Annotated in this window: 4 protein-coding genes and 1 pseudogene; 4 read left to right on the top strand and 1 reads right to left on the bottom strand. The window is 66.9% G+C overall.

Annotated elements, in window-relative coordinates; all coding sequences use genetic code 11:
• Nucleotides 1-354: 354 nt before the first annotated feature.
• Nucleotides 355-654, bottom strand: coding sequence for a hypothetical protein (locus tag AHiyo1_RS20005; protein ID WP_059389739.1), 300 nt, complete (start codon nucleotides 652-654; stop codon nucleotides 355-357).
• A gap of 227 nt (nucleotides 655-881) precedes the next feature.
• Between AHiyo1_RS20005 and mobC the strand changes: the two genes are divergently transcribed.
• The 4 genes and pseudogenes from mobC to AHiyo1_RS27370 all read left to right on the top strand — a co-directional run.
• A complete protein-coding gene (gene mobC / locus AHiyo1_RS20000; protein ID WP_172465665.1) occupies nucleotides 882-1,271 on the top strand; it encodes a plasmid mobilization relaxosome protein MobC in 390 nt (129 codons plus the stop codon).
• A gap of 3 nt (nucleotides 1,272-1,274) precedes the next feature.
• A complete protein-coding gene (locus AHiyo1_RS27380; protein ID WP_253257492.1) occupies nucleotides 1,275-1,583 on the top strand; it encodes a hypothetical protein in 309 nt (102 codons plus the stop codon).
• Complete coding sequence (locus tag AHiyo1_RS27375) at nucleotides 1,565-2,419, top strand: relaxase/mobilization nuclease domain-containing protein (RefSeq protein ID WP_253257491.1); 855 nt, start codon at nucleotides 1,565-1,567, stop codon at nucleotides 2,417-2,419. Before AHiyo1_RS27380 ends, AHiyo1_RS27375 begins: the two co-directional genes overlap by 19 nt.
• Before the next feature lie 16 nt (nucleotides 2,420-2,435).
• Nucleotides 2,436-2,749 (top strand): annotated as a pseudogene (locus tag AHiyo1_RS27370) (relaxase/mobilization nuclease domain-containing protein); the annotation flags it as partial.

Genomic DNA, 2,749 nt, shown 5'->3' with positions numbered 1-2,749 from the left:
CCCGCGGCTCCGAAACACACCCACCCGCCGCACACCCACCCAGCACCGCAGGCACGCACCGGAGCCGCCCACGATAAATCACGTGAGGGTGGTTTCGAGCGCTAACCGGGGCCCGCACCTTGCCGGCGCGGGCCCCGGTCGTTTGTCCCGTGGGTGGTGATTCAGGAACTGGTTCCTGAAGAGGTGAGGATCAGGTTCGGAGGTTGTGCATGATCGCCGGTCCCGGTGGTGCCGTGCCGGCCCCTGGTGACCTGGCGGTTGTGTGCAACCGGTCAGGTGGGTCCCGTCGCCCACAGGTGTGCGGGAAAAGCCCGCAGGATTTAGCTTTTGCCGTGCCCTGTGGGCGAGGGGCTGCTACTGCGAAGCGCCCGTCACGGAAGCTTCTTGGCCGGCGGTCTTCCGGTTGCGGGGGCGGCCGCCGGTTTTCTTGGCCGGGGCGTCCAGGCCGAAGCTGCGCAGATCGGAGTCGGTCCAGTCGGCGCGGAGGGCTGCCTGGTAGTCCTTGGCGTACTTTTGTTCGGCGGCTGCCAGCAGCTGGGCTGCTTCGGCGAGTTCGACGCCGCTGGCGGCGGCGGTTTTCACTGCGTTGACTTTGACGTCGCGGGCGGCGTCGATTTTTGCGGAGGCTTTGGCGGCGATGTCGTTGATGTCCATGCACCGACTCTAACCGTTCCGCTACCCGCAGCCCGGGAGGGGTTTCTCCGCGGGTCGCACCAGGGGCCCGAAAACCATCGAAGGCAACCGTCCGGAGCAAGCTATACACTTACACGGGTGTAAGTGGCTTGTCGCGCTCGACACTTGGGGTCGGGTGCGGCACACTGGTCAGTGTGGTCCCCGGGTCCGGGGTCGCTGCGCTGGGCATTCAAGGATTGGGGGAACGAGTGACGGAGGAGAATGCTGCTCGTTCCCGGCTCTCCCGGCGTCGCCGTGAGAACACTCCGGCGGGGACGAAGAAGCGGCGTGACGTGTGGGTGACCGTGGAGGAGGAAGCCGCCCTGGTCGCCAGGGCGGAGCGGGAGAAGGTCACGGTCCCGAACCTGCTGATTTCCTCTGCGTTGTCGGCGCATTCTGATTCGCCGACGGAACGCCGCGCGATCGCTGCGGAACTGATGTCCCTGCACAATCTTCTGGCGCGTTCCTCGAACAACATCAACCAGCTCGCAAGGCACGCGAACGCCACAAGTGAGTTCCCGGCCGAGGCCCGCGAGGCACTGAAACATATCCGGTCCGTTGCGATGCGGATCGATGACGCCATTGACGGGTTGATGTAGCCGATGATGCCGAACATCACCCGCGGTTCGCGTATGGGCGGGCTCATGGTTTACCTGGCGTCGACGGATGCCGACAAGACGAAGAACGCCCACCAGGATCCGCACCTGGTCGCCGGGGACGCGGCCATCATGGCCTGGTACGACGACGGGGTCCTTGACCGTGACGATGCCCTGGCGATCGCGAAGCATCTGGACCGGCCGCGCAAGATGTTCGGCGTCTCGGTGCAGATCAAAGACCTGCGGTGGGACGCGGCGAAGAAGGAGAGCGTGCACGTCGGTACAAGGACGCCAGCGTGTGGCACTGCTCGCTGAGCCTGCGCGCCGAAGAGGGCGCACTGACGGACCAGCAGTGGGGCGATATCGCCAACGACTTCGTGGACTCCATGGGCTTCACCGAGACCAGCGGCAAGGCACGGTGCCGGTGGGCCGCGGTGAACCACGGAACCAGCGAGAACGGCAACCACCACATCCACTTGGCGGTGTCCCTCGTCCGCGAGGACGGCACGAAGGCCTCCACCCATGGTGACTACAAGCGTGCTCAGGAAACCTGCCGGGAGCTGGAGGTCAAGTACGGTCTGGAACAGCTCTCCACGGTGCACGCCACCCGCGGATACGACCGGGCCGAGAAGGCCACGGCCGTCCGGGACAACCGCGAAATGCACCGGACGTCCCTTGCACGGAAGGTACGGGCCAGCGCAAGCGCCTCAGCGACCGAGGGGGAGTTCGTCCGCCGGGCCCGCGACACCGGGCTGCTGGTGCGGCCCCGCTACGCGAAGGACACCACCGACGTCATTGTCGGGTACTCCGTAGCCGAACGGCCGGGCGTGGGGGAGCGGCCTATCTGGTTCGGCGGCGGGACCCTGGCCTCCGACCTGAAACTCGGTGCCTCCGGGAAGAATGGGCCGACGCCCCGCACCTGGCCACGGAAGCCGCAGCCGAATGGAACGCAGCGTCCGGAACAAGCGCACCGTGTCCAGGACCGGGCCCGAGAACGCCACGCCGCCGGCCGAAGCGTGGGTGGAATACACCCGCAACGCAGCCGCACTGGCCGACCAGCTACGCACCATTCCGCGGGACGATCACGCGACCTGGGCGAAGGCGGCACGGGAAGTATCGGGTGCGTTCGCGGCATGGTCCTGCCGGCTTGAACAGGCCCCCGGACCCTTGGCGGCCACGGCGGCCGAGCTGTCCCGCACCGCCCAGTTGCGCGCACCACGGGAGCACGGCAAACCGGTAGCCATCCCGTCGATCGCGGGAACCGCCATGATGTTCATGGCCGCATCGAGCAAGAACAAGACAGCCGCGCAAACCGCGCTGATGGTGCAGCTGATCAACACCGCCTTCGCCGTGTATGAAATGCACGCCCAGTCCGGGCGGACCCGTGAGGCCCAGCGCATCCGCTCCGTGGTCGAGGAGCAGCTGGCCCCGTTCACCGCCACCATGCCCCAGCCCGTTCTGGTGGGTGCGGAACAGCAGCC

The sequence above is a fragment of the Arthrobacter sp. Hiyo1 genome (genome assembly GCF_001263615.2).
Taxonomy (GTDB): domain Bacteria; phylum Actinomycetota; class Actinomycetes; order Actinomycetales; family Micrococcaceae; genus Arthrobacter.
The sequence above is the reverse complement of the archived record's forward strand: the minus strand, read 5'-3'. Positions and strand labels throughout refer to the sequence as shown.

What these genes read in the sequence shown, in the direction of transcription:
- AHiyo1_RS20005 (WP_059389739.1), bottom strand. Translation starts at nt 654, where the DNA reads ATGGACATCAACGACATCGCCGCCAAAGCCTCCGCAAAAATCGACGCC.
- AHiyo1_RS27380 (WP_253257492.1), top strand. Translation starts at nt 1,275, where the DNA reads ATGATGCCGAACATCACCCGCGGTTCGCGTATGGGCGGGCTCATGGTT.